General features: G+C 72.5%; 27 protein-coding genes and 2 tRNA genes. 13 read left to right on the top strand and 16 right to left on the bottom strand.

Annotated features, from left to right (window positions below; translation table 11 throughout):
- Positions 1 to 53: 53 nt before the first annotated feature.
- Positions 54 to 1271, top strand: a complete 1218-nt coding sequence (locus tag ACTHMF_RS15550; protein ID WP_314147312.1) for a cation:proton antiporter — start codon at positions 54 to 56, stop codon at positions 1269 to 1271.
- 98 nt (positions 1272 to 1369) lie between these two features.
- Here the strand turns inward: ACTHMF_RS15550 and ACTHMF_RS15555 are convergent, their stop codons facing one another.
- Entirely contained in the window at positions 1370 to 2224 is an 855-nt protein-coding gene (locus ACTHMF_RS15555) for a LysR substrate-binding domain-containing protein (RefSeq protein WP_314147325.1), read from the bottom strand.
- A 170-nt stretch (positions 2225 to 2394) separates the two neighbouring features.
- Here ACTHMF_RS15555 and ACTHMF_RS15560 point away from each other — a divergent pair, with 170 nt between their 5' ends.
- Together ACTHMF_RS15560 and ACTHMF_RS15565 are read left to right on the top strand one after the other, a co-directional pair.
- Positions 2395 to 3699: an MFS transporter gene (locus ACTHMF_RS15560; protein ID WP_440318835.1), complete on the top strand. Its 1305-nt coding sequence runs from the start codon at positions 2395 to 2397 to the stop codon at positions 3697 to 3699.
- 51 nt (positions 3700 to 3750) lie between these two features.
- Positions 3751 to 3826 (top strand) — tRNA-Arg (locus tag ACTHMF_RS15565).
- A gap of 91 nt (positions 3827 to 3917) precedes the next feature.
- On the opposite strand, the gene ACTHMF_RS15570 is transcribed toward ACTHMF_RS15565, so the two are convergent.
- Positions 3918 to 4220 (bottom strand): thioredoxin family protein, encoded by a 303-nt coding sequence (locus ACTHMF_RS15570; protein ID WP_440318837.1) that lies wholly within the window; start codon positions 4218 to 4220, stop codon positions 3918 to 3920.
- 96 nt (positions 4221 to 4316) lie between these two features.
- On the opposite strand from ACTHMF_RS15570, the gene ACTHMF_RS15575 reads away from it, so the two are divergent.
- From ACTHMF_RS15575 to ACTHMF_RS15585, 3 genes are all read left to right on the top strand, one after another.
- On the top strand, positions 4317 to 5126 hold the full coding sequence (locus ACTHMF_RS15575) for an SGNH/GDSL hydrolase family protein (RefSeq protein ID WP_314147315.1): 810 nt from the start codon (positions 4317 to 4319) through the stop codon (positions 5124 to 5126).
- Positions 5127 to 5135: 9 nt separating this feature from the next.
- Complete coding sequence (gene orn, locus ACTHMF_RS15580) at positions 5136 to 5759, top strand: oligoribonuclease (RefSeq protein WP_440318839.1); 624 nt, start codon at positions 5136 to 5138, stop codon at positions 5757 to 5759.
- 48 nt (positions 5760 to 5807) lie between these two features.
- Positions 5808 to 5883: transfer RNA gene (locus tag ACTHMF_RS15585), tRNA-His, on the top strand.
- A 138-nt stretch (positions 5884 to 6021) separates the two neighbouring features.
- On the opposite strand, the gene ACTHMF_RS15590 is transcribed toward ACTHMF_RS15585, so the two are convergent.
- Complete coding sequence (locus ACTHMF_RS15590; RefSeq protein ID WP_440318841.1) at positions 6022 to 6555, bottom strand: ArsR/SmtB family transcription factor; 534 nt, start codon at positions 6553 to 6555, stop codon at positions 6022 to 6024.
- 73 nt (positions 6556 to 6628) lie between these two features.
- Here ACTHMF_RS15590 and ACTHMF_RS15595 point away from each other — a divergent pair, with 73 nt between their 5' ends.
- The 4 genes from ACTHMF_RS15595 (at position 6629) to ACTHMF_RS15610 (ending at position 10468) form a co-directional block, all read left to right on the top strand.
- Positions 6629 to 7894: an MFS transporter gene (locus ACTHMF_RS15595; protein ID WP_440318844.1), complete on the top strand. Its 1266-nt coding sequence runs from the start codon at positions 6629 to 6631 to the stop codon at positions 7892 to 7894.
- Positions 7895 to 8227: 333 nt separating this feature from the next.
- Positions 8228 to 9016 (top strand): hypothetical protein, encoded by a 789-nt coding sequence (locus ACTHMF_RS15600; protein WP_440318846.1) that lies wholly within the window; start codon positions 8228 to 8230, stop codon positions 9014 to 9016.
- Positions 9017 to 9062: 46 nt separating this feature from the next.
- Positions 9063 to 10112 (top strand): hypothetical protein, encoded by a 1050-nt coding sequence (locus ACTHMF_RS15605; protein ID WP_440318848.1) that lies wholly within the window; start codon positions 9063 to 9065, stop codon positions 10110 to 10112.
- Complete coding sequence (locus ACTHMF_RS15610) at positions 10109 to 10468, top strand: metallopeptidase family protein (protein ID WP_399552915.1); 360 nt, start codon at positions 10109 to 10111, stop codon at positions 10466 to 10468. Before ACTHMF_RS15605 ends, ACTHMF_RS15610 begins: the two co-directional genes overlap by 4 nt.
- Before the next feature lie 25 nt (positions 10469 to 10493).
- Here ACTHMF_RS15610 and ACTHMF_RS15615 read toward each other — a convergent pair whose 3' ends face one another.
- The 6 genes from ACTHMF_RS15615 to ACTHMF_RS15640 all read right to left on the bottom strand — a co-directional run bounded on the left by ACTHMF_RS15615 (position 10494) and on the right by ACTHMF_RS15640 (position 14911).
- A complete protein-coding gene (locus ACTHMF_RS15615; protein WP_440318850.1) occupies positions 10494 to 10760 on the bottom strand; it encodes a hypothetical protein in 267 nt (88 codons plus the stop codon).
- Positions 10757 to 11386, bottom strand: a complete 630-nt coding sequence (locus ACTHMF_RS15620) for an ATP-binding protein (RefSeq protein WP_440318852.1) — start codon at positions 11384 to 11386, stop codon at positions 10757 to 10759. Before ACTHMF_RS15620 ends, ACTHMF_RS15615 begins: the two co-directional genes overlap by 4 nt.
- On the bottom strand, positions 11370 to 12152 hold the full coding sequence (locus tag ACTHMF_RS15625; RefSeq protein ID WP_440318855.1) for an energy-coupling factor transporter transmembrane component T family protein: 783 nt from the start codon (positions 12150 to 12152) through the stop codon (positions 11370 to 11372). The genes ACTHMF_RS15620 and ACTHMF_RS15625 overlap by 17 nt, the downstream gene beginning before the upstream one ends.
- Positions 12149 to 13690, bottom strand: a complete 1542-nt coding sequence (locus ACTHMF_RS15630; protein WP_440318874.1) for an ABC transporter ATP-binding protein — start codon at positions 13688 to 13690, stop codon at positions 12149 to 12151. Before ACTHMF_RS15630 ends, ACTHMF_RS15625 begins: the two co-directional genes overlap by 4 nt.
- Positions 13687 to 14307 (bottom strand): ECF transporter S component, encoded by a 621-nt coding sequence (locus ACTHMF_RS15635; protein ID WP_314148722.1) that lies wholly within the window; start codon positions 14305 to 14307, stop codon positions 13687 to 13689. The genes ACTHMF_RS15630 and ACTHMF_RS15635 overlap by 4 nt, the downstream gene beginning before the upstream one ends.
- Before the next feature lie 274 nt (positions 14308 to 14581).
- Positions 14582 to 14911 carry a spore germination protein GerW family protein gene (locus ACTHMF_RS15640; RefSeq protein ID WP_440318857.1) on the bottom strand — a complete coding sequence of 110 codons (330 nt, stop codon included), beginning with the start codon at positions 14909 to 14911 and terminating at the stop codon, positions 14582 to 14584.
- 104 nt (positions 14912 to 15015) lie between these two features.
- On the opposite strand from ACTHMF_RS15640, the gene ACTHMF_RS15645 reads away from it, so the two are divergent.
- The gene (locus tag ACTHMF_RS15645; RefSeq protein WP_440318859.1) at positions 15016 to 15933 is read left to right on the top strand and encodes an endonuclease/exonuclease/phosphatase family protein; all 918 of its coding nucleotides are present in this window, start codon (positions 15016 to 15018) and stop codon (positions 15931 to 15933) included.
- Positions 15934 to 15945: 12 nt separating this feature from the next.
- Here the strand turns inward: ACTHMF_RS15645 and ACTHMF_RS15650 are convergent, their stop codons facing one another.
- The gene (locus tag ACTHMF_RS15650) at positions 15946 to 17220 is read right to left on the bottom strand and encodes a DNA polymerase IV (RefSeq protein ID WP_440318861.1); all 1275 of its coding nucleotides are present in this window, start codon (positions 17218 to 17220) and stop codon (positions 15946 to 15948) included.
- 56 nt (positions 17221 to 17276) lie between these two features.
- On the opposite strand from ACTHMF_RS15650, the gene ACTHMF_RS15655 reads away from it, so the two are divergent.
- Positions 17277 to 18281, top strand: a complete 1005-nt coding sequence (locus tag ACTHMF_RS15655) for an aldo/keto reductase family protein (protein ID WP_440318863.1) — start codon at positions 17277 to 17279, stop codon at positions 18279 to 18281.
- 85 nt (positions 18282 to 18366) lie between these two features.
- On the opposite strand, the gene ACTHMF_RS15660 is transcribed toward ACTHMF_RS15655, so the two are convergent.
- The 6 genes from ACTHMF_RS15660 to ACTHMF_RS15685 all read right to left on the bottom strand — a co-directional run bounded on the left by ACTHMF_RS15660 (position 18367) and on the right by ACTHMF_RS15685 (position 21530).
- Complete coding sequence (locus tag ACTHMF_RS15660) at positions 18367 to 18987, bottom strand: hypothetical protein (protein ID WP_440318865.1); 621 nt, start codon at positions 18985 to 18987, stop codon at positions 18367 to 18369.
- A 50-nt stretch (positions 18988 to 19037) separates the two neighbouring features.
- The gene (locus ACTHMF_RS15665; protein ID WP_440318867.1) at positions 19038 to 19568 is read right to left on the bottom strand and encodes a DUF1697 domain-containing protein; all 531 of its coding nucleotides are present in this window, start codon (positions 19566 to 19568) and stop codon (positions 19038 to 19040) included.
- A gap of 2 nt (positions 19569 to 19570) precedes the next feature.
- Positions 19571 to 19876: a hypothetical protein gene (locus tag ACTHMF_RS15670; RefSeq protein WP_314148715.1), complete on the bottom strand. Its 306-nt coding sequence runs from the start codon at positions 19874 to 19876 to the stop codon at positions 19571 to 19573.
- Positions 19857 to 20357 carry a GNAT family N-acetyltransferase gene (locus tag ACTHMF_RS15675; protein ID WP_314148714.1) on the bottom strand — a complete coding sequence of 167 codons (501 nt, stop codon included), beginning with the start codon at positions 20355 to 20357 and terminating at the stop codon, positions 19857 to 19859. The genes ACTHMF_RS15670 and ACTHMF_RS15675 overlap by 20 nt, the downstream gene beginning before the upstream one ends.
- A gap of 38 nt (positions 20358 to 20395) precedes the next feature.
- Positions 20396 to 21160, bottom strand: a complete 765-nt coding sequence (locus ACTHMF_RS15680; RefSeq protein WP_314148713.1) for a YidC/Oxa1 family membrane protein insertase — start codon at positions 21158 to 21160, stop codon at positions 20396 to 20398.
- Between the two features lie 70 nt (positions 21161 to 21230).
- A complete protein-coding gene (locus ACTHMF_RS15685) occupies positions 21231 to 21530 on the bottom strand; it encodes a DUF6412 domain-containing protein (RefSeq protein WP_314148712.1) in 300 nt (99 codons plus the stop codon).
- A gap of 86 nt (positions 21531 to 21616) precedes the next feature.
- On the opposite strand from ACTHMF_RS15685, the gene ACTHMF_RS15690 reads away from it, so the two are divergent.
- A partial coding sequence (locus ACTHMF_RS15690) for an NAD(P)H-binding protein (protein ID WP_440318871.1) occupies positions 21617 to 21932 on the top strand: 316 nt, incomplete at its 3' end.

Genomic DNA, 21932 nt, shown 5'->3' on the forward strand with positions numbered 1-21932 from the left:
GATTTCGGGTGTGTGAACTGCCCGGCGGACGCGTCCGCCGCTAGCATCGGGCCATGGAGCACGCTGTCGGCACCATCGTCCTGGTCCCGCTGCTCGCCGTCGGCGCCGCACTGCTGACCTCGGCGGTCGGACGGGTCGCGAAGATCCCGCTCGTCGTGTTCGAGATCGTCCTCGGGCTGATCGCCGGCCCGGCCGTGCTGGGCTGGATCCCGTCGTCGGACGCGCTGCAGAGCGTCGCCAACTTCGGGCTCGCGTTCCTGTTCTTCATGGCGGGCAACGAGATCGACTTCTCGGCCATCCGCGGACGGCCGCTGCGCACAGCGTCGCTCGGCTGGCTGGTCTCGCTCGTCGCCGGCGTTCTGCTCGGCGTCCTGCTCGCGCCGACGGCGGTCGCCGGTGTCTACGTCGGCATCGCGCTGTGCTCGACCGCGCTCGGGACGCTCATGCCGGTGCTCAGGGACGCCGGCGAGCTGAAGACCCCGTTCGGCCGCGCCGTGACCGCGGTCGGGGCCGTCGGCGAGTTCGGCCCGCTGCTGGCCATCTCGCTGTTCCTCAGCGGGCGCAAGCCGCTCGCCGCCGCCCTCGTCCTGATCGGGTTCGCGGTGATCGCGGGCCTCGCGATCTGGTTCGCCTCGCGCGGCCCGCACGCCGGCTTCCACCGGCTGGTGCGCGCGACCCTGCACACCAGCGGGCAGTTCGCCATCCGCTTCGTCGTGCTGGTGATCGCCGGTCTGGTCGGGCTGAGCATCGCGTTCGGGCTGGACATGCTGCTCGGCGCGTTCGCCGCCGGCGTGCTCTGCCGCGTGCTGCTGGCCGGAGCGGCCGAGCCGGACGCCCGGCTCATCGAGACGAAGCTGGAGGCGGTCGCCTTCGGCGTGCTCGTCCCGGTGTTCTTCATCAACACCGGGATCACGTTCGACCTGCACGCGCTGCTGACGGACCCGAAGGCGCTGCTGCTGCTGCCGGTGTTCCTGGTGCTGCTCCTGGTCGTGCGCGGCCTGCCCGGCTCCTTCGCGGCCCCGCGCGGCTCGACGTTCGCCGACCGCGCGTCGATGACCCTGTTCAGCGCGACCGGGCTGCCGATCATCGTCGCGGTCACCAACATCGGCCTGCGCGAGCACGATCTCGCCTCCGGCACCGCGACCGCGCTCGTCGGCGCCGGGATGCTCTCGGTGCTGCTGTTCCCGCTGATCGCTCTGGTGCTCCGCCGCCGCTCCTCCGACGGCGGCCTGCGCCCGCCCGACCCCGACCGCGTCCCCATCGTCGGCTGACCGCGCGGGTGCGCGCCGATTCGTGAGGAATGTCGCGCGTATCCGCCGAATGGCGCGCATTCGTCACGAATCGGCCGCGTTGCGTCGCCCGTCGCGGGTCAGGGCACGCGCGTGACGGCGCGCGCGAGGATCGCCGTGGTGAGGGCGTCCACCGGTTCGCGCGCGGCCGACGGGTTGGACAGCAGTGTGAAATCGACGTGCCCGAGGTCGGGAAGCGCGAACCGGTTGGTCACCTTGATCAGGTCCGTCGGGATGAGCGAGCGCGGGAACACGGCGACGCCGATGCCGGCGCGCACCGCGGCCAGGACGCCGTTCACCTCGCGGGTGTTGCACGTGATCCGCCAGGTGCGGCCGGCCGCCTCCAGCGCGTCGATCGTGATCTGCCGGCTCAGGCTCGGCCCCTGGTAGGCGATCAGCGGGACCGGGTCCTCCGGCTCCAGCACCGTCTTCTCGTGCCCGATCCAGACCAGCTCATCGGTGGCGACCACCGTGCCCTCGGTGGTGCCCGGGTTCTGCTTGATGAAGATCAGGTCGAGCTGGCCGGCCTTCAGCCTGCGGTGCAGCGGCCCGGACTGGTCGACGGTGAGCTCGAGGTTCACCTGCGGGTTCTGCTGGCGGAAGTGCCGGAGGATCCGCGGCAGGGTGGTGATCGCGAGGTCGTCGGCCGCGCCGAACCGGAGCCGGCCGCGCATCGCCGACCCGCTGAAGTAGCTGTCCGCCTCGGCGTGCGCGGCGAGGATCGTGCGCGCGAAGCCGGCCATCGCATCCCCGTTGTCGGTCAGCCGCACCTCGCGGGTGTCGCGCGCGACGAGCTGCCGCTTCGCCGCCTGCTCGAGGCGGCGGATGTGCTGGCTCACGGTCGGCTGGCTGATCCCGAGCCGGCCGGCGGCGCGGGTGAAGCTGCGGGTGTCGGCGACGGCGAGGAAGGTCTGCAGGAGGACGGGATCGAACACGGAGGGCGCATCCATTCAGAAAGCCAATGGGAGTTATAGCTTCAATTGGCTCACAGAATACCGCGGACATCCGTAGCGTTGACATCAGACACCGGAACCGACACGAAACCAGCGACCGAGGAAACGAAACCGTGGCCACCCCCGCAGCAACCGCCCCGCCCACCGGCCCCATGCCCGTACTCAGCGCCCGTCCGCCGTGGCGCGAGACCTTCGTCTCCCTCCGGGTGCCGAACTACCGCCGCTTCGCCGCCAGCAACCTGGTGGCGAACACCGCGGTGTGGATGCAGCGGATCGCGATGGACTGGCTGGTGCTGCAGCTCTCCGGCAGCGTCGCAGCGGTCGGCGTCACCGTGTTCATGCAGTTCACGCCGATGCTGTTCTTCGGGCTGTGGGGCGGTGTGATCGTCGACCGCTACTCCAAGCAGAAGCTGCTGATCGCCACCCAGACCGCCGCCGCCCTCCTCGCGACCGTGCTCGCGGTGCTCACGCTGAGCGACGCCGTGCAGGTGTGGCACGTCTACCTGATCTCGTTCGTCCTCGGCCTGGTCACCGTGATCGACAACCCGGCCAGGCAGGTCTTCGTCAACGAACTGGTCGGACCGCGCTACCTGCGCAACGCGATCAGCCTCAACTCCTCGATCTTCCAGCTCGGCGGCCTCATCGGACCGGCGCTCGGCGGCATCCTGATCACGGCGGTCGGGGGCGGCTGGTCGTTCGCGATCAACGCCGTGGCCTGCCTCGCCGTCGTCGGCGCGCTGCTGTCGCTGCGCCGCCACGAGCTGCACCACTCCCCCGCCGCCCCGCGCGGGAAGGGCCAGCTCGCCGAGGGGATGCGGTACGTGCGGCGCAAGCCGGTGATCTTCTGGACCGTGGTGATGGTCGCGGTGCTGGCGGTCTTCGCGTTCAACATGCCGGTGTTCCTCGCCGCGTACGCGAACAACGTCTTCGACGTCGGCGCGCAGGGCTACGGGATGTTCAACGCCCTGGTCGCCGCGGGCGCGCTCGCCGGTGCTCTGGCATCCACGCGGCGGACCTCGGTGCGGCTGTCGATGGTGGTCGGCACGGCGGCGGCGCTCGGCGTCGTGCAGGCGCTCGCCGGCCTCGCTCCGGGCGAGATCGCGTTCAGCGTGCTGCTGGTCGGGATCGGCGTCGGGAACCTGCTCTTCATCACGGCCGCGAACTCGCTGGTGCAGATGTCGTCGAACGTGCAGATCCGCGGGCGCGTGATCTCGCTCTACATCCTCGTGCTGCTCGGCGGCCAGGCGATCGGCGGCCCGCTGATGGGCTGGGTGGTCGAGCTGGCGGGTCCGCACGTCGCGATGGCGATCTCGGGCATCGTGCCGGCGGTGGCGGCGGTGATCGTCGCCGTGCTGATCGCCCGGCACGCCAGCCTGCGGCTGCGGTTCGGTCTGCGCGGCCGGCGCCCGGTGATCGCGATCGTGAACCGCGCGGGCAAGTCGGGCGCCACCCTGTAGCGGCGGGCGCGGACCGGCCGCCCAGCACGGCTACGGTATCGTGGAGCGAGCGCCCCCGTAGCTCAGCGGATAGAGCAGGAGCCTTCTAATCTCTTGGTCGCAGGTTCGATTCCTGCCGGGGGCACCACCGCGCCCCGACTGTCCCTTTCCGGTACGAATGCCCGTGCTCGAGCAGGGGGCGGACGTACCGAACGGGCACCGTCACGAATGCCGGCGGCTCAGACCGCCTTGGCGACGGCGACGAGGACCTGGTTGAGAGTGGGGACGCCGACGGCGCGGAAGACCTCGCCGCCGTCCGCGCCGGCCACGACCACGGTCGGCGTCGAGTGGATGCCGTCGGCCTCGGCGAGCTCCTGCTCGCGCGCCACATCCCGCTCCGTCACCGTGAGGCCGGGCACGAGCCGCGACGCCTCCGCGAGCACGGCGCGAGTCTGCATGCACGGCTCGCAGAAGGCCGAGGTGTACAGGGTCAGGCCGACGGTCCCGGTGACGGGACGGCCAACGGCGGGTGTCGCATCCACGCTGCCCAGTGTACGTCCGGCGAATTCCGGACGACCATCGCGGAACGAGCGGCCAGGACGCCGCCACGCCGCGCGGCGGCGGCACACAATCGCACTGTGAGCCGAACCAGCTACTCCCGGTACGTCGCCCTCGGGGACTCGCTCACCGAGGGTCTCTGCGACCCGTCGCCGGCGCGCCCCGGCAGCTGGCTCGGCTGGGCGGACCGGCTCGCCGGCATTCTCGACGGGGACGCGCACCTGGCCGGTCACGGGCTCGAGTTCGCCAACCTCGCCGTGCGCGGCCGCCGGATCGCCGACGTGGTCGGCGACCAGGTGCCGCACGCGCTCACGCTGCGTCCCGACCTGGTCTCCGTGCTCATCGGAGGCAACGACCTGATGAGCCCGTCCGCCGATCCCGACGACCTCGCCGACCGGCTCGCCTCCGGGGTCGCCCGGCTGCGCGCCGGCGGGGCGACCGTCCTGCTCGCCAACCTCTTCGATCCCCAGTTCGCCTTCTTCCTCAAGCCCTTCCGCGGCCGCGCCGCCGTGTTCAACGCGAACGTGTGGAGCATCGCGCGGGACCACGGAGCGGTGGTGCTCGACGTGTGGGGGGTCCGCGAGTTCCAGGAGGCGGGGATGTGGGCCGCCGACCGCGTGCACCTGAGCGCACGCGGGCACCGCCTGCTCGCCAGCAGGGCAGCGCACACGCTCGGCGTGCCGTACGCCGAGATCACCGCGACGGCCACGGCGGAGGGCCATCCCGAGCCGGCGGACGAGCTCCCGTTCCGGACCTGGCTGCGCGTGCACGCACTGCCATGGGCAGCCAGGCGGCTGCGGCACATCTCGGCCGGCGACGGCCTCGGGCCCAAGCTGCCGGAGCCCGCCCCGGTGACCGCCCGGCCGCGGATGGTCGGAGGGCCGCACTAGACTCGATCCATGGCTACCTCCTCGGATCGTCTGGTCTGGATCGACTGCGAGATGACCGGACTCGACCTCGAGGTCGACGAGCTGGTCGAGATCGCCGTCGTGATCACGGACTTCGACCTGAACGTGCTCGACCCCGGACTCAGCATCGTCATCAAGCCGGACGCGTCGGCGCTCGAGAACATGAGCGAGTTCGTCCGCGAGATGCACACCACCTCGGGCCTCATCGAGGAGATCCCGAACGGCAAGAGCCTGGCGGAGGCCGAGTACGAGGTGCTCGAGTACGTGCTGAAGTTCGCCCCGGGCGCCCGCTCGGCGCCGCTCGCCGGCAACACCATCGGCACGGACCGGATGTTCCTCGCCAAGTACATGCCGCGGCTGGACAACCACCTGCACTACCGCAACGTCGACGTGTCCTCCATCAAGGAGCTCGCCCGCCGCTGGTACCCGCGCATCTACTTCAACGCGCCGGCGAAGAACGGCGGCCACCGCGCGCTCGCCGACATCCTCGAGTGCATCCGCGAGCTCGACTACTACCGTTCCGCCGCGTTCGTCGCGGAGCCGGGACCCACCACCGAGGAGACCCAGGCCGCCGCCACGGGCGTGGTGGAAAAATGGGCCGCCCGGATGTACTAGAATCGATGAGTTGCTTGCGACGGAACGGAAGATCCGCCGCGGGACATGGTGGGTATAGCTCAGCTGGTAGAGCGCCTGGTTGTGGTCCAGGAGGTCGCGGGTTCAAGCCCCGTTACTCACCCCACGCACGAAGGCCCGGAGCACACGCTCCGGGCCTTTCGCATTCCCCGGCGCCCCGGCCGCCGAGCACAGGGAAACCGTCGCGAATCCGCCGGATCCGGGACGTTTTTCCTGTGCTCGGCGGCTGGTGGCCGAAGCTGGGTCAGTCGGGGGTGCGGTGGAGGAGGAAAATGCCGCCGTGCGACGGGAGGTGGGCGCGCTCGGTGTCGGTCTCGACGTATTCGTCGATGACCGCGACGATGCGCCTGTCCAGCTCGGCGACGTCCTCGGGCGAGAGGTGCAGGGCGAAGCGCGCGTAGGAGGCGATCGACGCCGGCCCGGCCTCCGCCAGCTCCTGCTGGAACGCCTCCACCGGGGCGAAGCCCTGACTCGTGTCCAGGTCCTCCAGCTGCACCGACAGCCACCAGCTGCGACCCGTCGAGCGGTACGGCTTCTCGAGCGCGCCGCTCTCCCCCGTCCGCACCTCCGCCGGCTCGAGGAAGCCCGCGTCGACCAGCTGGCGCACGTGGTAGTAGACCGTGCCGGGGTCGACGCCGAGGCGATCCGCCAGCTGCTTGTTCGTGAGCTCGTGGTCGCCGCAGAGCCGGATGATGCGCACGCGCAGCGGGTGCGACATCGCCTTCAGCTCCTTGACGGAGGCGGGGCGGCGCTTGGCGTCCGGGTCGATCTCGGCCATGCCACGATGATAGCCGTTGATTTGGTTCCACCGATCGATTGAGAATTCCCAATCAGCGTGCCATCCTTGTCGGGTGACCACCGCGATCCGGCTCGGGCCCTCCTACTGGAAGCTCTGGACGTCCGCCTCGTTCTCGAACCTGGCGGACGGCGTGATGAAGGTCGCCCTTCCGCTGGTCGCGATCCGGTACACCGACTCCCCCGCGCTGATCGCCGGGCTCTCGTTCGCGTTCACGCTGCCGTGGCTGCTCTTCGCGCTCACCGCGGGCGCCCTCGCCGACCGGCACGACCGCCGCCGGCTGATGCTCATCGCGAACATCGCGCGGGCGGCGTTCCTGGCCGCGCTGACGATCGTGACCGTCGCCGGGGCCGGCTCGATCTGGCTGCTCTACGTCGCCGCGTTCTGCGTCGGCACGGCCGAGACGATCTACGACACGTCGTCGCAGTCGATCCTGCCGCAGCTCGTCGAGCGCCCGGCGCTGGCCAGGGCGAACGGGAGGCTGTACGCCGCCGAGTTCGCGACCAACCAGTTCATCGGCCCGCCGCTCGGCGGCTTCCTGGTCGCCCTCGGCGTCGGGCTCGCCTTCGGAACCCCGGTCCTGCTCTGGGTGGCAGCGGTCGGTGTCCTGATGCTGGTCCGCGGCCGGTTCGACACCGGCCACACCGGAGAGACCAGCATGCGGGCGGACATCGCGGAGGGCCTGCGCTTCCTCTGGAACAGCACGCTGCTGCGCGTGCTCGCGATCATGGTCGGCGGGATGAACTTCGCCAGCAACGCGGCGATGACGGTGTTCGTGCTCTACGCGGTCGGACCGGCATCGGAGATGAAGCTGAGCGATCCCGGCTACGGCGTCCTGATCACCACGTTCGCCATCGGCAGCATCCTCGGCACGTTCATCGCCGAGCCCGTCGAGCGGCTGCTCGGCCGGGCGGGCGCGCTGACCCTCACGGTCTTCGGGTCGCTCGCGACCATCGTCACCCCGGCGCTCACGGCGAGCCCGTGGATCATCGGGAGCGCCTTCTTCGTCGGCGGCCTGCTCATCTCGGTGTGGAACATCATCACCGTCTCGCTGCGGCAGCGGGTCACTCCGCACCGGCTGCTCGGACGCCTCAACTCGGCCTACCGGCTGCTCGCCTGGGGCACCATGCCGCTGGGCGCCGCCGCGGGAGGGCTGATCGCCGAGCTCTTCGGCATCCCCGCCGTCTTCTGGTCGATGGGCGCCCTCGTCCTGTGCCTCCTCACAGGGATGATCTGGGTCACCAACCGCCGCATGGATGACGCGGAACGCGACGCGGAGGCGGCCGACGCCGGCGCCGCCGCGGTGAACACCGATCGGTGACACGTACACGACTTTGCCAGCGTTCACGCCTGTACCGTCCAGAGTAGGCGCCTAACGTGGCTTGCCGACGGCCACGAACGCCGTCCGTGCTGCGCCCCGTGCGTCCCCGCCCCCCAACGAACACCCCGGCGGACGCCTGGCCCGAAACCTTGGTGCGGCACACCCGCGCCGCACGCCGCGCCCTCGGGACCCCCTGGTCCAGTGGACGCTTCCGTGCGTGCCGGCGCGGTTTGCCAGCCCGTCCGGCGCGGTCCCCCGTGGGCCGACGCCTGCCGTGCCGGCGTCCGGGACCGGACGCGCCACGGCGACGGGGAAACCCGACCCAGGAAGCCCATGCTGAGCATTTTCCGCACCATCCGCAACACCGACCTCCCCCTCGGCCGCATCGTCACCGGCGCTGCGGCCATCATCCTCTCGGCCAGCGTCGTCGCCCCCGCAGTGGCGCAGCAGCAGGCCGCTGAGCGCTCCACCCGCGAACTCTCCGAGTCGACGGGTCTGCACCACGAGCAGCTCCACGTCTACGACTCGATCTGGCGCGACCGCCTCGAGGACGAGGCGAAGAAGACGCTGACCGCCGCCCAGGCGACGGTGAACGCCAACCAGTCCAAGGCGGACGCGAGCGCGGCGAAGACCGCCATCGCCGGCCTGGACGACTTCACGAAGCTGGACGACAGCGACATCCGCGCCGGCATCGACAAGACCCAGGCCGCGACGGCCGCCCTCGCCGCTGCCGGCGCCGAGGCCGACCGCAAGGCCGCCGAGGCGGCAGCAGCGGCCGCAGCGGCGGCGGCAGCTGCCCAGGCGCAGGCGAACACGCCGGACGGCGCGAAGGCGACCGCCCGCACGCTCGCCGCGAGCACCTACGGCTGGGGCGACGACCAGTTCCAGTGCCTGAGCAACCTCTGGCAGAAGGAGTCCGGCTGGAACTACCAGGCCTCCAACGGCAGCAGCGGCGCCGCGGGCATCCCGCAGTCGCTGCCCGGCAGCAAGATGGCCACTTTCGGCGCGGACTGGGCGAGCAACGCCACCACCCAGATCAAGTGGGGACTGGACTACATCAGCCGCTCGTACGGCAGCCCGTGCTCGGCCTGGTCGCACTCCCAGGCCATGAACTGGTACTGATCGCCCGCACCGGGATCGAGGAGGCCGGGCCGGTAGACTCACGCGCGTGAGCACCAGCCCGGCCCCCGCATCCCCGCGTGGCGCGCACCTCGTCGGCAGCGTCAACCTGCCCGACGCGGACAGCGTGTTCCGCACCGTCAGCGAGCACCTCGGCGACCGCCTCCGGCGCATCCCGGACGGCGAGTTCGGCGAGCGGTTCTACTGGATCCAGTTCCAGACCAAGCGCTTCGACACGATGACGGGCCTCTCCCGCATCCCGGTCGAGCCCTTCTACCTGCGCGAGGTGTTCGACGGCCGCCCGTTCCAGCTCGACCCCGGTGTGTCCGCCGACGAGCTGGACTTCCCCGATCTCGGCTACGCGGAGGCGGCCCTCGACTCGTACGCGCGTTTCGCGCGGCTGCGCGAGGCGGGCGTGATCGCCACGAGGACCCGCTTCCAGGTCTCGCTGCCCACTCCCGCCGCCATCGCCGGCGCGTTCGTCGTTCCGCAGGATCGCGCGGCCTTCGAGCCCGCCTACGAGCGCGCCCTGTTCGCCGAGCTCGAGAGGATCGCCGCGGGCATCCCGCACGAGGACCTGGCGATCCAGTGGGACACCGCCGTCGAGTTCGCGCTGCTCGAGGGCCGCATCGAGCCCTGGTTCGACGACGTGCTCACGGGCGTGATCGAGCGTGCCGTGCGCCAGTCCGCCGCCGTGCCCGCGGACGTCGAGGTCGGCTACCACTTCTGCTACGGCGATGTGGAAGAGCAGCACTTCGTGCAGCCCGCCGACGCCGGCCAGCTGGCGGCCGTCACGGCCGGAGTCCTCGAGAAGGCCGGCCGCCCGATCGCCTGGTTCCACCTCCCGGTGCCGATCGAACGGGACGATGCCGACTACTTCGCGCCGCTCGCCGCCCTCGAGCTGCCCGCGGAGACCGAGCTGTACCTCGGCCTGCTGCACCACGAGGACGGCGTGGCGGGCGCGGAGCGTCGCGTGCGGGCGGCTACGACCGCCCAGCCGCGGTTCGGGGTCGCCACCGAGTGCGGCTTCGGCCGCGGGCCGAGCGAGCGCACAGTCCAGTTGCTCGACCTGCACGCCGCCGTCGCCGAGGCGTGGTGACGGTGCCCATCCACCTGGATGCGGACGCCTTCGAGGCGGTCGTCACCGACGAACTCGACCAGCTGCCGGACGAGATGGTGGACGGGCTCGACAATGTCGTGTTCGTTGTCGAGGACCGGCCGGAGGACGGCTCCCTCGACCTGCTCGGGCTCTACGACGGCGTCGCGCTCACCGAGCGCGACCGCTACGGCTTCGGCGAGATGCCGGACCGCATCATCCTCTACCGGGAGCCGCTGCTGGCGATCTGCGCGGACGAGGACGAGCTGCGGGACGAGATCCACATCACCCTGGTGCACGAGATCGCGCACTACTACGGCATCGACGACGAGCGCCTGCACGAGCTCGGCTGGGCCTGAGCAGGCCGCCCGTCGAGGACGGGTCCTAGAGGGACTCGTCCTCCTTGTCGGCCTCGACCGGGTCGCTGTCCGGGGCGTCGAAGTGGTAGGTGACGTAGCGCTCGCCGTTCACGGTGCGCTCCTCGCCCGCGACGTACCAGAACACCGACTCCAGGCCCTCGACCGCGGCGACGGCGCCGCTGCGCTCGTCGACCTTCCCGTCGACGAGGCAGCGGCGGTCGGCGGTCCCGGCACGCGGGCCGTCCGCGTATTCGACGATGTACTCGGGGTCAGAGGGGCGTGTCTCGCTCATGTTCCCACCGTAGTCCCGTCGCGGCGGAGTCGCCGACCACCCAGCGGCCAGTCCGTGACGTCGATGCGCAGGGTCGCGTTCCGGCGCGGGTCCTCCCGGGCGACGTAGCGCTCGAACTCGCCCTGCCACTGCTCCCAGTGCGCCGCGAAGGTCGCGCCGTCGCGGTCGAGCGCCCTGCGCTTGCGCAGCACGTCGTCCGCGTCGGCCCAGATCGCGAGCCGCGCGAAGGGCGTTGCGCGGCGGGACAGCGTGCCACAGCCCTCGACGATCAGCGCAGCGGGGTCCGCGACCTCGTGCCACTCGGCCGGCTCGTCCGCCGCCCAGTCCCAGCGCCGCCAGCGTCCGCGGCCGGTGCGCACCAGCGGCTCCACCAGCTCGGTCGCGATCGCGTCGCTCGCCGCGTCCAGCCCGTCCCAGCCCGGGTACAGGTCGTCCATGCGCACCAGCGTCGGCGTCCGCTCCCCCGGCCAGCGCGCCACGAGCAGGTCGGCGAGGGTGCTCTTGCCCGCGCCGCTCGGCCCGTCGATGAGGATCACCGGGGTGACTCCGGGAGGGACGTCGATCGCCGCACGCACGGCCGCCAGCACTCCGTCCCGCGCGGCCGCCGCCTCAGGATCCCAGGACATTCCAGCTCCCCACCGCGATCGCCACGGCCGCGGCCGTGCCGGCGACGAGCGCCGCGACGCCGAGCGCCGCCCAGTCCCTGCCGCGGAACACCGACGGCCGCGCCCAGGTGCGCGCATCCTCCGTCGTGCCGAAGCCGCGCGCCTCCATCGCGGTGGCCAGCTTGCTGCCGCGCCGGAGCGAGAGCACGAACAGCGCGAAGGACTGCCCGAGCAGGCGGCGGAGCGCGCCGGACTCGGCGACGCCGCGGGCCCGGCGCGCCAGGGTCAGTGCGCGCCAGTCGTCCACGAACAGCCCGACGAGCCGCAGCCCGGCGAGGCCGCCCAGCACGAACCGGGCCGGGAGGCGCAGGATCTGCGCAAGCCCGTCCGCCAGGTCGGTCGGGTCGATGGTCACGAAGAGCAGCACCGCCGGCAGCCCGATCGCGAGGATGCGCAGCATCGTCGCCAGCCCGAGCTGCAGGGAGCCGTCGCTCACCTCGACCGCCCACCAGTGCAGGTACACCGTTCCGCTGCTGCGGCCGTAGAGCGCGGTGGTGAGGGCAGCCAGAGGCGCAGCGACCAGGATCGGGGCGAGCCGCGGGAGCAGCGTGCGGGCCGGGATGCCGGCGAAGCAGAGCAGCACGAGCTCCAGGCCGAGGGCGACGGCTGCGGACACCGGGTCGATCGAGACGATCAGGACGGCGGTCACGATGAGCGCGGCGCCGAGCTTCGCGACCGGATTGAGCGCGGCGAGGGGCCCGCGCCGGATCGGTTCGAGCACGCTCACGCCGCCACCTCCTCCGACCGGGCGAGCCGGAGCTCGCGCGCGCCGACGGCCGCGACGAACTCGGCGTCGTGGGTGGCGGAGACCACGGCGTGGCCGTCCGCGCGCAGCTCCCCGATCATCCCGACCAGGCCGAGCCAGGTGGTCGCGTCCTGACCGAACGTCGGCTCGTCGAGGACCAGCACCCGCGGCCGGGTAGCGAGCGCCGTCGCGACCGAGAGCCGTCGCTTCTGGCCGCCGGAGAGCGTGAACGGGTTCGCGGCGGCCAGCACCGAGAGTCCGAGGCGGTCGAGCAGTTCGTCGACGCGCGCGTCCGTCTCCGCGGCGGCCAGGCCGAGCGCCCGCGGACCGGTGGAGAGCTCGTCCCTGACCGTGGAGGCGACGAACTGGTGCTCGGGGTTCTGGAAGACGCTGCCGATCCTGGTCAGCAGCTCGGTGGAGCGCCACAGCGCCGGCTGCGCGGCGGCGGCGCCGGCGAGGGCGGGCGCGGCCGTGAGGGATCCGCCGAGCGGGGCGAGCAGTCCGCCGAGCGTGAGTGCGAGGGTCGACTTGCCGACGCCGTTGCGGCCGGTCAGGGCGACCGCCGCGCCTTCCGCGACCTCCGCGTCGATCCGCACCGGGAGCGCGTGCGCCCTGGCCCGTTCCGCTGCGCGAGCGGTCGCGCGCGCCGACCGGCGCCGGGAGATGCCGGGGCCGCGGCCGATCGCGAGATCGCGGGCGGCGAGCAGCCGCTCCCCCTCCGTCACGCTCGGGGCGGCGGGGACCGGTGTGTCGGGAAGCCAGACCCCGCCCTCGCGCAGCCGGCCTGCGGCGTCGGCGAGGACCCGGTCCGGCGCACCGTCCGCGAGCACGCCCCCGTCCGCGTCCAGGACGATCACCCGGTCGACCAGGTCGCGCCAGACCGCGACGCGGTGCTCGACGACCACGAGGGTGGCCCCGGTCGCGGCGACGGCGGCGGCCACCGCGTCCCGCACCTCGAGCACACCCTCCGGGTCCAGGTTGGCGGTCGGCTCGTCGAGCAGCAGCAGGCCGGGCCGCATCGCCAGCAGGCCCGCGAGGGCGAGGCGTTGCTTCTGCCCTCCGGAGAGCTGAGCCGTGGAGTGGCCGAGCGGCAGTTCGAGGCCGACCGCAGCCAGTGCGCCGCCGACACGGCGCCAGATCTCCTCGCGCGGCACGCCCAGGTTCTCGCAGGCGAACGCGACGTCGTCTCCGACGCGCGCCAGGATGACCTGCGCGTCCGGGTCCTGCAGCAGCAGGCCGGCGCGGCCCCGCGAGGAGGCGGGGCTGCGGCCGTCGAGGAGCAGCGCGCCCTCGCTCTCACCGTCGTCGTCGCCGCCGAGCACGCCGGCGAGACCGGCGAGCAGCGTCGACTTGCCCGCGCCGGACGCGCCGAGGAGCAGGACACGCTCTCCGGGCTCGATGGCGAGGCTCAGCCCGCGCGCCGCCCAGGCCCGGCGGCCCGCGTAACGCCAGCCCCAGTCGTCCGCCCGGACGGCGACCGGGGCCGGCTGCTCAGGGCGGGATGCGGTCGCGATGATCAGACCCGCCCTGTGACCTCGCGCCCCGCGGCGAACCGGCTGAGCGCGCCCGTCCTGGCCAGCGCCTTCACCAGGAGCCAGGAGCACAGCCCGGCGAAGAAGATCCCCGAGAGCGTCGTGGTGATGGTGTAGGTGATCGCGAACGCGGCGGTCGAGCCCGGGTAGGAGTAGAGCAGGTCGAGCACGGACTCGGCGAGCCCCGCGCCCGCTCCGGCGATCAGCGCGGGGACGAGTCCCCAGCTCGCGTAGAGGAACAGGGCGAAGACGATCTCGGCTCCGAGACCCTGGACGACGCCGGAGAGCAGGGTCGCGAAGCCCCACTGCGTGCCGATGAGCGCCGAGACGATGGCCGCGACGAGCTCGCCGTAGAGCGCGGCACCAGGCTTGCGCACGATGAGCGCCGTGAGCACGCCGGCGAACAGCCAGGGGCCGTTCAAAATGCCCTGGAAGCCGGGCAGCACGGCGGTGACGGGTCCGGAGAGGGGGTTGTACGCCTGCCCCCAGATCCAGAAGACGACTCCCGCCGCGACGGCGACGACGCTGGCGACGACGATGTCGACGACCCGCCAGCGGAGGACGCGCGCGGGGCGCGCGGAGATGGACGATGCGGTTGCGTGCACTGTTCGTGCCCTTTCTTGTCAGAAATGAGGGCACGGGATGTGAGATGGCCTCCCTGCGCTGGCATGACCCAGATCAGGTTCGACGGTCGAAACTTGGAGAAGCTTCCTCTCAGCCCGGCTCACCGGACTCCCGTGTTCGCCGCCAGTCTAGCGCGCGATGCCGCCCCGGTGGCCGCGACCATTCCCCGCCATCGATTCCGGAGTTCTGCACGCTTCATACCGGCGCGTCACGTGAAGAACTCGGGAACAGATGGCGACGATCGAGCCGGGACGTCTAGCGCTTGAGAGCGCGGATGACCCGCGACCACGCGTGACCGGCCACCCACACGAACGGGATGCCGACCGCGAGCAGGGTGATCAGGTTGGGCCGGAAGCGCACCCCGGTCTCGTCGCTGATGTACGCGCCGAACGGGATGGCGACGCCGCCGCCGCCCCCACCCCCCGGCGCCTCCTCGGCGTCGCCGGCGGAGCCGCCGCCGAAGCCGAACTGGGTCGCGGCGACCGGGACGATCGTGGTCCCGTCGACGACGATCGGCTCGCCGTAGACGGACTTGATGCCGGAGGACGTGATGGTCTCCGCGAGCTTGAGCGAGATGTTCGTCATGGACACACCGTACCCGCAGGCTCCCAGGCTGGCCAGGGCGGTTCGCACCCGCCGCACAGCGTTCACGCCGGGTTCTCAGCAGGACGGCCGGAATAATCGTGCGGGTGTCCACCTCCCGCTCCCGCCGCCGTCCGCGCGGCGTGCTGACCGGAATCGCCGCTCTGGCGGTGGGCGCGCTGCTGCTCTGGCACGGCCTGCTCCCCGACGCGGGAGGCGCCGCGTCGCTGGTGGAGACGTTCCTGCCCTGGGCCGGTGTCGCGCTCGTGGTGCTGGGGGCCGCGGCGCTGGTCAGGCTCTCCCTGTTCGCGGGACTCGCGGTGGCGGCGGCGATGGCGGTGTGGTGGGCGTCGTTCGGGACGGCGCTGCTGCCGGCGATGGCGGCGGGCACGCCGCGGTTCACGGTCGTCAGCGAGAACATCCACGCCGACAACCCGAAGGCGGCGGCCGTCGCAGAGGACCTCGCGCGGCGCTCGCCCGACCTCATCGCGCTGCAGGAGCTGGACGCCGCCTCCCGCACCACCGTCGAGGGTGTGCTCGACGCCGCCTACCCGCACCACCTGGTGATCGGGACGGTCGGGCTGTGGAGCAGGTACGAGCTGCACGACGGGCAGGGGCTCTCCCTCGGCCTCGGCTGGCAGCGGGCGCTCAGCGTCGACGTCGACACGCCAGGCGCGACGACGCGGGTCTACGCGGTGCACCTCGCCTCGGTCCGGCCGGGCGAGTACCAGCAGCGCGACACCATGCTCGCCGAGCTGGCGCGCACGGTGGCGGCGGACGACACCGCCCACGTCCTCGTGATCGGCGACTTCAACGCGGCAGCCGGAGACCGCGCGCTCTCCCCGCTGCTCTCCCGGCTCTCTGAGGCGCCGGACGCCGCGCTCGGGCTCGGCTTCACCTGGCCGGCCGCCTTTCCGGTGGCGCGGCTCGACCACGCGCTGGTGCGCGGCCTCATCACGGCCGAGAGCGAGGTGCTGCCCGCGAACGGCAGCGACCACCGCGGCATCGAGGTGGGCCTGCGCTGAGGCACGGAGGGACTAGTCGCTCAGCCAGCGTGGGTTGCGCCCGTCGCGCGCGGCCTCGTCGGCGTCGCGGGCGCGGCGGACCAGGGAGGCGGGTCCGATGACCCCGCGGCCGAAGCGCGCGCTGACCGCGTCGAGCGTCCGCTCGGTCTCGCGCCATTCCTCGTCCGGGTCCCAGAGCGCCAGCGCGTCGCCTCCCGCGTCCAGCAGCTGCTCGGCGCGCACGCCGATCAGGCGGATCGGCGTCGCGCGCAGGTCGATGCCGATCGACTCGAAGACGTCCCAGGCCTCCTCGAACAGCCGGCGGCCGACGTTCGTCGGCTCGGCGAGGGTGCGGGAGCGCGTGATCGTGCGGAAGTCGGAGAAGCGCACCTTGAGCGCGAGCGTTCGGCCGACCATCCCGTGCCTGCGCAGCCGCTCGCCGACGCGACCGGCCAGGCGCAGCAGCTCGCGGCGGAGCTGGTCCGCGTCGGCCACATCCACCTCGAAGGTGTTCTCGTGGCCGATGCTCTTCTCCCGCGTCTCCGTGATCACCCGGCGTGGGTCCCGCCCGTTCGCGAGCTCGTGCAGCCGGCGGGCGCCGGCGTCGCCGACCGCGCGCTGCAGCACGGCGAGCGGCGCGTCCGCGAGGTCCGCGACGGTGCGCATCCCCATCCGCTCGAGCGACGCCTGCGTGCTCGCACCCACGCCCCACAGCGCGCCGACCGGGAGCGGGCGCAGGTAGGCGACCGTCTCGGCGGGCGGGATCACCAGCAGGCCGTCCGGCTTTGCGCGGCCGGAGGCGAGCTTGGCCATGAACTTGGTGCCGGCGACGCCGACCGAGCAGGTCAGCCCCGTCTCCTCGCGCACGCGGGAGCGGATCAGCTCGGCGATCCGCTGCGGTGCGCCGAGCAGCCGCCTGGCGCCCGAGACGTCGAGGAACGCCTCGTCGATGCTGAGCGGCTCCACGATCGGAGTGACCTCGTGGAAGATCTCCATGACCTTCGCCGAGTACTCGGTGTACTTCTCGTAGTGCGGCGGCAGGATGATCGCCGTCGGGCACAGCCGGAGCGCCTGGGACATCGGCATCGCGCTGCGCACGCCGAACCGGCGTGCCTCGTAGGTCGCGCTGGTCACGACGCCACGACCGCCCGCGTGACCGACGATGGCGGGCTTGCCGCGCGCATCCGGCCGGTCGAGCAGCTCGACGGAGGCGAAGAAGGCGTCCATGTCGACGTGCAGGATGGTGGCCTCGGCGTCGTCGACGGGGGCGGTCGTCACCCGCCTGTCGCTGCCGTCCGCCTTTCCCACCGCTCCAGGATGCCACCTCCGGCTGACAGCGGCGTGCGGACGGGTAGCGTGATGGCATGGAATTCAGATACCTCGGCAACAGCGGCCTCAAGATCTCCGAGATCATCTACGGCAACTGGCTCACCCACGGTTCCCAGGTCGAGAACGACACCGCAACGCAGAGCGTGCACGCGGCCCTCGACGCGGGCATCACCACCTTCGACACCGCCGACGCGTACGCCAACACCCTCGCCGAGCAGGTCCTCGGCGACGCCCTGAAGGGTCAGCGCCGCGCCTCGCTGGAGATCTTCACCAAGGTCTACTGGCCGACCGGCCCCAAGGGCCCGAACGACACCGGGCTCTCCCGCAAGCACATCATGGAGTCCATCGACGGCTCGCTGCAGCGGCTCGGCACCGACTACGTCGACCTCTACCAGGCGCACCGCTACGACAACGAGACGCCGCTGGAGGAGACGATGCAGGCGTTCGCCGACATCGTCCGCTCCGGCAAGGCCCTCTACATCGGCGTCAGCGAGTGGACGGCGGACCAGCTGCGCGCCGGGCACGCGCTCGCCAAGCAGCTCGGCTTCCAGCTGATCTCGAACCAGCCGCAGTACTCGATGCTGTGGCGCGTGATCGAGAAGCAGGTCGTCCCGGCCTCCGCCGAGCTCGGGATCTCGCAGATCGTCTGGTCGCCGGTGGCGCAGGGCGTGCTGACCGGCAAGTACCTGCCGGGCGCGCAGCCGCCGGAGGGCAGCCGCGCAGCGGACGAGAAGGGCGGCGCGAACGCCATCAAGGAGTTCCTGCGCGACGACGTGCTCACCTCCGTGCAGCGGCTGAAGCCGATCGCGGACGAGCTGGGCATCACGATGGCGCAGCTCGCCGTCGCCTGGGTGCTGCAGAACCCGAACGTGGCCGGCGCCATCGTCGGCGCGTCCCGCCCCGAGCAGGTCGCCTCCAACGCGGCGGCGGCCGGCATCCGGCTCTCCGGCGACGTGCTCGCCCGCATCGACGAGGCCGTCGGGGACGTCGCGGAGACCGACCCGGCGAAGACGGTCTCGCCCGCCAAGCGCGTGGCCTGAGCCGATCGCCATCGGTTCCGGAGTTCTTCTCGCCCAGCACCGGCGTGTCGCGTGAAGAACTCCGGAACAGACGGCCGGGGGCCGGTCAGACGAGGGCGGCCACGAGCGGCCGGAACCAGGCGCGGAACGCGCGCGAATCGTCGCGCATCGAGGTGCTGACCACCACGGTGTGCGGCCCGACGATCCACGCGCCGGGCTCCGCGAGCGGGAGCACGTCGATGTCCAGCCGGAAGTAGCCAGCCTGGCGTCGCAGCTCGTGCTCCCGCTCGCGCACCACGTCCACGATGTCCGCGGCCCGGGCGGCGTGGTGCTCGAGGGACGCGCGGGCGTACTCGGCGTGCCGATCCCGCGCCCAGCGCGCGGCGACGTCGTAGTTCGCGATCACCACGTCCTGCAGCTCGATCGCGCGATCCAGCGCCGAGAAGTGCGGGGGCTGCAGCAGCGGCGCCGGCGCGCGGTGCTCGCGATCCGCCGCCGCCTCGAACAGCGCGAGCCACTGCCGGGTCAGCAGGTCGCGAGACGGGCGCGCCGCCGGTGCTCCGCCGCCCGCTCCGTGCAGCACGGGCACGACGGCCGGCGAGAGCCGGGGCAGCACCGGCTCGCCCACCGCGCCGAGTCCGGCGAGGTCGCGGAGGGCGAGCGCCATCAACAGGTCCCAGGGACAGTCCTCGGTGACCTGCCATCGAAGGGTGCCCTCGACGAACATGCCGTCATTGTAGGTTTCCGCGGGGCTCGGGAAAAGGGCGTCCGACCGCGCTACGCGCGGCGATCCAGCGCGGCGAGGATGCGGTCGACGGTGCGCTGGTTGCGCGTGGTCGCCACCGGTCCGAGCGAGCGCCAGAACGCGGGCTTCACGCGGGACTTCGAGACGCCGAGCGGGCACCACTGGTACACCGCCCGCTCCCCCAGCCGCAGCTCCTCCGGCGCGATGCTCTCCGCGTCGGGAGCGACGACGTCGGCCGGAAGGTCGTGGTCGAGGAAGGTGACGACGAGCCGCGCGTCGTCGTCCCCCGACAGCGGGTTGGCCGCGGCCACCCGACGGAACTCCGCCTCCGGCAGCAGCACGACGCCCGCATCCACCCCGGAGCGCCGGTGCAGCTCGGCGGTCACGCTCCTGGCGTCCTCCGCGGTCGGCGCGGCATCCGCGGCGAACACCACGTTGCCGCTCTGCAGCAGCGTCACCACCTCGCGGAACCCGGCCGCCTCGAAGGCCGCGGCGAGGTCGGCCTTCGCCACGCGCGAGGCCCCGCCGACGTTGATCCCGCGGATCAGCCCGACCGCCGGCATGCTCACTCCTCCACCGGTTCCGCCGCGACGAGCAGCGCGGCGGGGATGGCCGCCGTCTCGAACGGGCCGCGGCCGTCCCTGGTGCGCTGCGGCTCGGAGAAGGCGACCACCCAGCGGGTCAGCCCATCGGGAGGCAGGCCGACCGAGCGCAGGCCGCGGTCTCCCGGTGCGACGATGACGCCGGTCGGCTCGCCCGGCCAGTCGTCGCCCGTCGCCGGGCTGCGCTCGATCACGTGCACCTGGACGCCGACCCCGAGGGCCGTCCCGGAGGACGCGGGCGCCGGGCGGTCAGCTCTGCGCCGGAACACGCGCCAGGCTCCCCATCACGATGGCGTCGACCCACTCGCCCTGCCAGAGCAGTGCGTCCCTCCGCCTGCCCTCAACGGCGAACCCGGCCTTCTCGTAGGCGCGCTGGGCGCGCGGGTTGAACGCGTAGACCTCGAGCTCCACACGATGCAGGCCGGCGGCGCCGTGCGCGTGGCCGAGGACGGCGATCGTCGCCTCGGTCCCGTAGCCGTTGCCGAAGAAGCGCGGGTCGCCGAGCGCGATCCGGAAGCCCGCCGAGCGGTTGTCCTCGTCGAGGTCGTTGAGCACCGCCTCTCCGATGTGCTCGCCGTCCTCCGCGCGCAGGATCGCCCAGTCCGCGCGGTCGTCGCGTCCCGCGAGCGACGCGAGCCACGCGTGCACGCCGTCCCTGGTGAACGTGGTGTGCGTGCCGGTGAGCCGCATCACCTCGGGCTGCTGCAGCGCGGCCCAGGTCCCTTCGAGGTGCTCCGGTCCGAGCGGCACGAGCCGCAGGCGGTCGGTGACGAGCTCGGGGACGGGCTTCAGTGTGACGTCGATGGCTGGGCTCCCCTGCGCTGTGGATCGAGGACGCGGCGGAGGACGAAGCGCTCGGCGACCGTCCATGCCGTCGAGGTCAGAATGTACACGGCGGCGGCCAGCGGCACGAACGCAGCGAACACCACGGTGACGTACGGGAGGAACGACAGCGCGCGCACCATCCCGGTCGGCTCCGGCGTCCCCTCGGCGCGCGGGAGCGCGAGCACCCGCCGGGAGACCGTCGTGACGGCGGCGATCAGCGCGAGCACCCCGACGTAGACGAGCACGGCAGGCCACACCGAGGTCCCGATGCCCGCGAGCGCGACGAAGCTGGTGCCGAGCGGAGCGCCGAGCACCGACTCCCCCAGCAGGGCGTTCGCGTGACCGGCGATGGTCGCGTGCGTGAACACCGCGTAGACGAGCGTGACGACCGGGATCTGCGCGAGCAGCGGCAGCATCCCGGCGAACGGCGAGGTGCGCTCCTCCTGGTAGAGCTCCATCGTCTTCCTGGCGAGCAGCTCGCGGTCGTGGCCGTGCCTGCGCTGCAGCTCCGCGAGCTTGGGCGCGAGCCGGCGGCGGGTGAACTCGGCGCGCACCTGGCTGACGCCGACGGGGAGGAGGAGCGTGCGCACCAGGACGGTGAGCACGGCGACGGCGACCAGGCCGGAGGCGGCGCCGGCGAACGGTTCGACGCCGGCGGAGAGCGCGGTGACCACGCGGTAGGCGAGGTCGACGAGGGCCGCGACGGGCGGCCACGAGAAGAAGTCCATGGGTTTCCCTGCTGTCTGTGAAGTGTCGGTGGACGTCGACCGGCCGCGCCGGCGCGTCGCACGACGCCCGTCACACGGCCGGCAGCAGGATGCCCGGTGCCCTCGGGCGGGGGTGGCCGTCCGCGTCCGGGTCGGCTTCGCTCTCCGCGAGCCAGCCGACGGGCGGCTCCGCGGGGGTCGACCAGGCGGCGCGCACGCGCAGCGACGCCGCGAGTGCGGCGACGGAGCGCACGGCCGCCGTCGCGATCACCGCGACGATGCCGATGGCCCCGACGAGACCGACGAGGGCGATCAGCGCGGACGGCGACAGGGTGGACGGCGCGAGCGCGGACGCGAGAATGCGCCCGAGGAGCTCGCCGACAGCCGTCATGGCTCCGACGGTAACGCATCGCAGCGGCCCGGCGCGATCCCGTTCGCCGTGAGCGGAGCACCGCGTCGGAGGAGCAAGATGGAGGCATGTCACGAATCGCGATCGTCGGAGCCCACGGAAAAGTCGCCCAGCAGCTGATGCGGGTGCTCTACGACCGGGGCGACGACTTCGTCGGCCTCGTCCGCGCCGATGAGCACGCCGAGGACGTATACCGCCTGGGCGGCGAGGGCGTCCTCCTGGACATCGAGCGCGCGGACGTCGACGCCATCGCCGAGGCGTGCGCCGGCTGCGACGCCGGGGTGTTCACGGCGGGCGCCGGCGCCGGCTGGGGGCTCGCGCGGCAGCGCCCGGTCGACGACGAAGGCGCGGTGAAGTCGGCGGGGGGCGCCGCGACGGCCGGCA

Origin of the sequence: Leifsonia sp. (genome assembly GCF_051955155.1) — a bacterium.
Lineage (GTDB): Bacteria > Actinomycetota > Actinomycetes > Actinomycetales > Microbacteriaceae > Leifsonia.

Coding starts and splice junctions, on each gene's coding strand:
- ACTHMF_RS15660 (WP_440318865.1), bottom strand. CDS start 18,987: ATGTTCGTCGAGGGCACCCTTCGATGGCAGGTCACCGAGGACTGTCCC.
- ACTHMF_RS15640 (WP_440318857.1), bottom strand. CDS start 14,911: ATGACGAACATCTCGCTCAAGCTCGCGGAGACCATCACGTCCTCCGGC.
- ACTHMF_RS15560 (WP_440318835.1), top strand. CDS start 2,395: ATGCCCGTACTCAGCGCCCGTCCGCCGTGGCGCGAGACCTTCGTCTCC.
- ACTHMF_RS15620 (WP_440318852.1), bottom strand. CDS start 11,386: ATGTCCTGGGATCCTGAGGCGGCGGCCGCGCGGGACGGAGTGCTGGCG.
- ACTHMF_RS15680 (WP_314148713.1), bottom strand. CDS start 21,160: ATGGACTTCTTCTCGTGGCCGCCCGTCGCGGCCCTCGTCGACCTCGCC.
- ACTHMF_RS15590 (WP_440318841.1), bottom strand. CDS start 6,555: ATGGCCGAGATCGACCCGGACGCCAAGCGCCGCCCCGCCTCCGTCAAG.
- ACTHMF_RS15615 (WP_440318850.1), bottom strand. CDS start 10,760: ATGAGCGAGACACGCCCCTCTGACCCCGAGTACATCGTCGAATACGCG.
- ACTHMF_RS15550 (WP_314147312.1), top strand. CDS start 54: ATGGAGCACGCTGTCGGCACCATCGTCCTGGTCCCGCTGCTCGCCGTC.
- ACTHMF_RS15655 (WP_440318863.1), top strand. CDS start 17,277: ATGGAATTCAGATACCTCGGCAACAGCGGCCTCAAGATCTCCGAGATC.
- ACTHMF_RS15685 (WP_314148712.1), bottom strand. CDS start 21,530: ATGACGGCTGTCGGCGAGCTCCTCGGGCGCATTCTCGCGTCCGCGCTC.
- ACTHMF_RS15665 (WP_440318867.1), bottom strand. CDS start 19,568: ATGCCGGCGGTCGGGCTGATCCGCGGGATCAACGTCGGCGGGGCCTCG.
- orn (WP_440318839.1), top strand. CDS start 5,136: ATGGCTACCTCCTCGGATCGTCTGGTCTGGATCGACTGCGAGATGACC.
- ACTHMF_RS15600 (WP_440318846.1), top strand. CDS start 8,228: ATGCTGAGCATTTTCCGCACCATCCGCAACACCGACCTCCCCCTCGGC.